Source organism: Nocardioides sp. CPCC 206348 (assembly GCF_048654705.1).
In the GTDB taxonomy this organism is placed as follows: Bacteria; Actinomycetota; Actinomycetes; order Propionibacteriales; family Nocardioidaceae; genus Nocardioides.
Map to the genome: position 1 here is coordinate 169 of NZ_JBMCZA010000223.1, position 7,102 is coordinate 7,270.

7 protein-coding genes are annotated in these 7,102 nt (G+C 70.5%); all 7 read left to right on the top strand.

The genetic code is table 11. The features are described 5' to 3' along the window. Window positions 1-1,090: MCE family protein (locus tag ACOADB_RS25175; protein ID WP_378605349.1), on the top strand; the 1,090-nt coding region annotated here is incomplete at its 5' end. After that, the gene (locus ACOADB_RS25180) at window positions 1,087-2,157 is read left to right on the top strand and encodes an MCE family protein (RefSeq protein WP_378605352.1); all 1,071 of its coding nucleotides are present in this window, start codon (window positions 1,087-1,089) and stop codon (window positions 2,155-2,157) included. The genes ACOADB_RS25175 and ACOADB_RS25180, both read left to right, overlap by 4 nt. Next, window positions 2,154-3,146 (top strand): MCE family protein, encoded by a 993-nt coding sequence (locus ACOADB_RS25185; RefSeq protein WP_378605355.1) that lies wholly within the window; start codon window positions 2,154-2,156, stop codon window positions 3,144-3,146. The genes ACOADB_RS25180 and ACOADB_RS25185 overlap by 4 nt, the downstream gene beginning before the upstream one ends. Next, entirely contained in the window at window positions 3,143-4,276 is a 1,134-nt protein-coding gene (locus ACOADB_RS25190; protein ID WP_378605358.1) for an MCE family protein, read from the top strand. Before ACOADB_RS25185 ends, ACOADB_RS25190 begins: the two co-directional genes overlap by 4 nt. Further along, entirely contained in the window at window positions 4,273-5,499 is a 1,227-nt protein-coding gene (locus tag ACOADB_RS25195) for an MCE family protein (protein WP_378605361.1), read from the top strand. The genes ACOADB_RS25190 and ACOADB_RS25195 overlap by 4 nt, the downstream gene beginning before the upstream one ends. Then, window positions 5,499-6,833, top strand: a complete 1,335-nt coding sequence (locus ACOADB_RS25200; protein ID WP_378605364.1) for an MCE family protein — start codon at window positions 5,499-5,501, stop codon at window positions 6,831-6,833. The genes ACOADB_RS25195 and ACOADB_RS25200 overlap by 1 nt, the downstream gene beginning before the upstream one ends. Window positions 6,834-6,862: 29 nt before the next feature. Then, window positions 6,863-7,102: hypothetical protein (locus ACOADB_RS25205; RefSeq protein ID WP_378605367.1), on the top strand; the 240-nt coding region annotated here is incomplete at its 3' end.

Genomic DNA, 7,102 nt, shown 5'->3' on the forward strand with positions numbered 1-7,102 from the left:
TGCCTTCGAGCGCAACGTGCTCGTGTCAGTCGAGGCCGACCGCGCCGGGCTCACCCTCGCGTCGGGTGCACCGATCAAACTGCGCGGCGTGGAGATCGGCCGCGTCGCCGAGATCCACACCGACGGGTCGAAGGTGACCATCGACCTGGAGATCGACTCCGACAAGGTCGACCAGGTGCCGGCCGACGTGACGGCGCAGATCGTGCCCCCGACGGCGTTCGGCGCCAAGTACGTCCAGCTCACCCCGCCCGCCGGCAGTCCGGGTGACGACATCGGCGAGACGATCAGGGCCGGTGCGGTGATCCCGGCTGATCGGGTGACCGTCGAGGTCGACGAGGCCTTCGAGAACCTCACCGCCGTCCTCGCGGTCGCCCGCCCGGCGGACGTGAACTCTGCGTTGACCGCCGTGGCCGGTGCGGTCGACGAACGCGGCGAGCTGATCGGTGACCTGATCACCCAGACCGACACCTACCTGCGCTCGTTCAACCCGTCGCTGCGCACGTTGAGCTCCGACCTCCGGGCCGCCGACGACGTCCTCGACGTCTACGAGCTCGCCCGGCCGGACCTGGTCAGCGCGTTCAGCCAGACCGGCACGATCTCCCGGACCGTGGTGCGCCAGCAGGCATCGCTGCGCGCCCTCGAGCGCAGCCTGACCGGGTTCAGCGACGAGACCGACGTGCTGTTGCGCAGCTCCGAGAAGGGCCTGGTGACGTCGTTGCGCCTACTCGCGCCGGTCAGCGCCGTCCTCGAGCGGTACTCACCCGAGCTGCCGTGCCTGGTGCTCGGCCTGGCCAACGCCAACAAGCTCGCGGAGGCCGCGGTCGGCGGCACGCACCCCGGCATCACGACGATCACCCGGCTGATCCCGGGCCGCGATCCCTACACGTACGGCGAGAACCTGCCGCAGCAGGGCGACACCACCGGACCCGCCTGCTACGGCCTGCCGTACGTCGACGCGGGCGAGGCAGCGCAGGAGCCGCCGTCGATGCTGACCGGCGCCAATCCGCACGTCGGCCCGCAGCCGACCCCGGACGAGGCCGCCCTCGACACCCTGCTCGGCCTGCTCAAGGGAGGGGCGCAGCTGCCATGACGCGCACACACCGACTCAGTCCCGAACGGCGCCGCCAGCGCGGCGACCTGATCAAGTTCGGCGCCTTCCTGGCGATGGCTGCCGCCTTCACCCTGTGGGTCGCAGCCGTCACGGGCGAGTACCGCCCGGGCGACCGCACCGACTACAGGGCCGTGTTCGAGGACGTCTCCGGCCTCGCGGTCGGCGACGAGGTGCGGATCGCCGGTGTCGACATCGGCAAGGTCCGCGACATCGACGTCCAGCCCGACAACACGGTGGTCGTCGGCTTCGACGTCAACGACGACCAGGCCCTGACGACCGCGACCCGCGCGACCATCCAGTACCGCAACCTGATCGGCGACCGCGTCGTCCAGCTGACCCAGGACCCTGCGCAGTCGGAGGCCGGCAAGGAGGCGAAGGCACTGGCGAAGGGCGGCACCATCCCGGCCACGCAGACCGCGTCGGCGCTCGACCTCGACACCCTGCTCAACGGGTTCAAGCCGCTGTTCGCCGGGCTCAGCCCCACCCAGGTCAACGAGCTCTCCGGCCAGCTGGTCCAGGTGCTGCAGGGCCAGCACTCGGCGATCGCGACCCTGGTCCAGCACGTCGGGTCGTTCACCACCACGATCGGCAACCGCGAGCAGCTGATCGGCCAGGTGATCCGCAACCTCAACGACGTGCTCGGCACGGTCGATGCACGCAAGGACACCGTCGGACTGCTGCTCGACCGGCTCGACACCTTGCTGACCGGCCTCGACAAGCAGGACACCCAGGTCCTCGACGCCGCCGCGAGGATCGACCGGTTCGCGGTGGAGACCTCCGACCTGCTCAGCCGGGCACGCGGTGACGTCCGGACGGACCTGGCCCGTCTGGCGGCCGCCGCACGCGGGATCAACAGCGAGTCCGACACCCTCGAGACGGTGCTGCAGAAGCTGCCCGGCCACTACCGGACGATCCAGAACTCCGCGTCCTACGGCAACTTCTTCAACTTCTTCCTCTGCGGCGTGCGGGTGCAGACCGGACTCGAAGGGGTCGCCCCGCTCTCGACGCCATGGATCTACTCCGACGCCCCGAGGTGCAAGAAGTGAGTCGCACTCCCAGCCCCGACCGGATGGCCGCACGCGGCCTGATCGGCACCCTCGTCCTGGTGCTGATGGTGCTCGCCGCGCTGAACATCAACCGGCTGCCCCTGATCGGCAACAACGACCTGCTGCACGTGCAGTTCGCCGAGGCCGGCGGCCTCAAGGGCGGCGACTCCGTGATGATCTCCGGTGCCGAGGTCGGCAAGGTCCGCGAGGTGCGGCTCGACGGCGAACACGTCGTCGCCGACCTCGTGATCACCGACAGCGGCGTCTCCCTCGGCGACCTCACCGAGGCCCGCATCATCACCGTCACCCTGCTCGGCCGGGCGGCCGTCGAGCTCGAACCCCGCGGAAGCGGCAAGCTCGGTGCCGACGACTCCATCCCGCTCGAGCGGACCTCGTCGCCGTACAACCTGACCGCGACGCTGAACGAGCTGACCGAGACCACCGCCGCGATCGACAAGTCCCAGCTCGCCGCGGCGCTCGACCAGGCCTCGAAGACGCTGAGCGCCACCAGCCCCGACCTCGGCCCGGCGCTGGAAGGCATCACGGCGCTGTCGTCGGCCATCTCCGGCAACGACGACGAGCTCCGCTCGCTGGTCGACCGGGCCGACCGGGTCACCGGCGTGCTGGCGAGCCGCGACGAGCAGATCGCGTCGTTGCTCGGCTCCGGTCGGTCGTTGCTCACCGAGCTCGACGCGCGGCAGGCGGTCGTCGTGAGCCTGCTGTCGAGTGCCCGCGAGCTCGCCGGCCAGCTGCGGCTGATGCTCAAGGACACCGACGACGTCCTCGGCCCGGCGCTCAAGGAGCTCGATGGCGTGGTCGGCGTACTCAACAAGAACAAGGCGAACCTGCAGGCCAGCATCACCGGCCTGCGCGGCTACGCGACCGCCTTCGGCGAGGCGCTCGCGAGCGGGCCGTGGTTCGACGCCTACATCCAGAACCTGACAGCGCCGTCGACGCTGGTCCCGATCCTCTCCGGAGTGACGCCATGACCACCCACGCGAAGAGCCGACTGAACGCGCTGCGCAGCGGACGCGGTCTGGTGACGGCACTGGTCGTCCTCGCCCTGGTGGGTGCCGTCCTGCTGTGGACCCGCGACACCGGCAGCACGGTCGTGCAGGCGCGCTTCGCCAGTGCCGAGGGACTCAACGTCGGTGACGACGTGAAGGTGCTCGGCGTCCGGGTCGGCGAGATCGCGGAGATCGAGAACGACGACGAGGGCGTGCTGGTGACCCTGGAGGTCGACGCCGGCCAGCCGATCCCGGCCGACGCCCACGCGGCGATCGTGTCGCCCAGCCTGGTCAGCGGTCGCTTCGTCCAGTTCGACCCCGTCTACTCCGGCGGCGACCGGCTCGAGGACGGCGACGTGATCGGCCTGGACCGGACCGCCGTACCGGTGACCTTCGACGACGTGAAGCAGCAGCTGACCGACCTGGCGACCACGCTCGGCCCCGATGCGGGCAAGAGGTCCGGGCCCCTCGCTGTCGCGATCACGTCGCTCGAGAACGCCCTGCAGGACGGCAACTCCACCCAGCTGCGGACATCGATCGCCGAGCTCCGCGGCGCCGCGACTGCCCTGTCCGACGGCCGCTCCGACCTGTTCAGCACCATCGACAACCTCAACACCTTCACCCGCAACCTGGCCCTCAACGACGCAGCGGTGCGGGGGTTCACCACCGAGCTCGACGACGTCAGCGCGGTGCTGGCGAGCAACAGGACGAACCTCAGCGGTGCGATCAAGGACCTCGCGACCGTGCTCGCCGCGACCGAGAAGTACTTCGAGAAGCACGGCGACCGGGTGACCCGGTCCGTCGCCGACCTGAACACGTTGGCCGCCACCCTCGCCGACCGCTCCAACGAGCTCGCCGGCGTGCTGCACGTCGCGCCGCACTCGCTGATCGGCCTGCACAACACGATCCAGGACCAGGCGATCACCGGCCGTGCGACCGCCACGAACTTCGACAGCGTGTCGCAGCTGCTGTGCGGGGCAGTGCTCGGCGCCGGCGGTACGAGCGAGGACTGCATCAAGGCGCTCGACCCGCTGCTCGGGCTGCTGGGCCTCCTGCCGGGCGGCGAGACCGGCGGCCTGCCCCTGGTCGGCGGAACGGGAGGGACCGAATGAGCACGCCCCGTCTCCGCACCAGGAGCCGGCTGCGCCGGACGTTGCCCGCCCTCGTGCTGGCGGCGCTGGTCAGCTCCGGTTGCGCGATCCAGCCGAACGACAACACCCTGCCCGGCCAGGTCGCCGTCGGCGAGGACGGCTACACCGTCCAGGTCCATTTCGACCAGATCGAGAACCTGGTGCCGAACTCGACGGTCCTCAAGGACAACGTCGTGATCGGCACCGTGGCGAAGATCGAGGTGCACGACTGGGAGGCCGTCGTGGAGATGCGGCTGCTCAAGGACGTGCCCCTGCCGGCGAACGTCGTGTTCGCCGTCGGCCAGAAGACCCTCCTCGGGGCGCAGTACGTCGACGTGTCGATCCCCGGCGAGGCCGATGCTGCGGCACTCAACGACGGTGACGTCATCGGCGTCGAGCAGACCGGCACCTACCCCGCGACCGAGCAGGTGCTGGGCGCGGTCGCGCTGTTGCTCAACAACGGCGGCCTGTCGCAGATCAGCACCATCACCGGCGAGCTCTCGACCGCGCTGCGCGACCGGGTGCCCGACACGAAGGGCCTGATCCGTCGGGCGAACGACCTGCTCGCCGTACTCGACGCCAACCGGGGCGAGATCGTCTCGGCGCTGGAGTCGCTGGACAAGCTCTCCGCAGGTCTGAAGGACGACCGCTCGGCCATCGCCACCGCGATCGACGACATCTCCCCCGGTCTTCAGGCGCTCGAGGAGGAACGCGCGCGGCTGGTCAAGGCAGTCACGGCAACCGGCCGCACCGGCGACCGCGCCGTGCGGGTCGTCCGGGCCAGCGAGACCGCCCTGCTCGCCAACCTCGACTCGCTGGGGCCGATCCTGGCCAACCTCGGCAAGGTCAGTGCATCCCTCCCGGATGCCCTCAAGATCGGGCTCACGATCCCGTTCCCGGTGATGACGACCGGCAACGCGATCAAGGGCGACTACGCCAACCTGTTCGCCACCCTCGACCTGCGTACGGGCAGCCTCGTCGACAGCTGGCTGGGTGGGCTGCCGCCCGCACTGCAGGCAGGTGATCCGGTGCAGGATCCGCTCACGCCCGCAGAGCCCGCAGCAGGTGAGCCGGACGAGGCGCCAGCCGACTCGGCCGGCGACTCCACCGGTGACAAGGCCGGTGTCCCGGCGCCGGCTCCCGCACCCGCCCCGGCCCCGCAACCGAAGCCCGGCTGCCTGCTGCGCTTGCTAGGACTCTGCTGATGCTGCTGACACCCCTGATCAAGCGCCAGCTGCGCATCTTCGCCGTCCTGGCGTCGATCGCTCTGGGCCTGGCCTTCTTCAACTACGCCAAGGTCCCGTCCATGGTCGGCATCGGCGTGTACGACGTCACGGTCGACTTCGCCGACGCCAGCGGCCTCTACCCGAAGGCCACCGTCACCTACCGCGGCGTGCGCGTCGGGATCGTCTCGGACCTGGTGGTGCGCGACAACGGCGCACTCGCCACGCTGCGCATCGACAACGATGCGGACATCCCCGCAGGGTCGAAGGCCGAGCTGCACAGCACGTCCGCCATCGGGGAGCAGTACGTCGACCTGGTCCCGCCGCCCGACGCGAAGGGCCGGGGTCCGTTCCTGGCCGACAACCCGACCATCCCGCGGGACCGTGCGATCGAGATGCCCCAGATCACGCCGGTCCTGGACTCGGTGAACCGGCTGCTCGAGTCGGTGCCGAAGGACGACACCCGGCGGGTGCTCGCCCAGATCGACGACGGGCTCGGCGGCTCCGGTCCCGAGCTCAACGAGCTCGTGTCGTCGGCCGGGTCGCTGCTGACCGAGGCCCAGTCCCGGATCGACGCCACCACCTCCCTGATTGACGTCCTCGAGCCGGTGCTCGGCACCCAGCAGGACCTCGGCCCGTCGACCCGCGCGTATGCCGACAACCTCGACGAGGTCACTGCCGCGCTGGCGAAGGACGACAGCGCCGACCTGCGCGCGCTGCTCGAGAACGCACCCGGCGGACTCGACGCGGCCACGAAGACCGTGAAGGACCTCCAGCCGGCGCTCCCGATGCTGCTCGCCAACCTGACCACCAACGCCGAGGTCCTCAACACCTACCTGCCGGAGATCCGCCAGATCCTGGTGGTCTACCCGGCCACCGTCGCCCGCGTGCAGTCCGCCGTGAACCCGCGTGCGGCCCAGGGCGACGTACAGCTGGACCTGCGCGCGGCGCTCAACAACCCACCGTCCTGCCTGAAGGGCTACCTGCCCCCCAAGGAACGCCGCAGCCCCCGCGTGACCGAGACCCGTCCGGTCGACCGGCTGGCGCACTGCGACATCGCGCCGGACAACCCCACCGCGATCCGGGGCGCGCGCAACCTGCCGTGTCCGCAGGGCGGCGACCGCGGACCGCTCCCGGCGGACTGCGGCCTGACGTTCCGAAGCGGTGTGTGGCCCGATTCCAGCGGCACCGTGGCCTACGACCTGGCCGTCGGCCGGGGCGACGACACCGCTGCGCTCGACCTCGCCGACGGCGACACGACTGAAGGAGACGAACTGTGGAAGATCCTCGTCCTCGCACCGCTGGCGGCACGCTGATGTCGCGCCTGACCTCCCTGACCTCACGCATGACCTGGCGCTCCGGTGCCGTGATCCTGGTGGTGGCCGCCCTGCTCGCCTTCTCGGCCGAGCGAGGACTGGCATGGCAGGACGAGCGGTCCCGCGTGTCCGACGAGAAGGCAGCCTCGGCTGCCGCCACCGCCGAGGTGGAGGGCCTGATCGACATCAGCGGCTCCACGTCGGAGGCCGACATGGACCGGCTGCTCGAGGGCGCCACCGCCGGTTTCCGCAGTGAGCTGGAAGCCCAG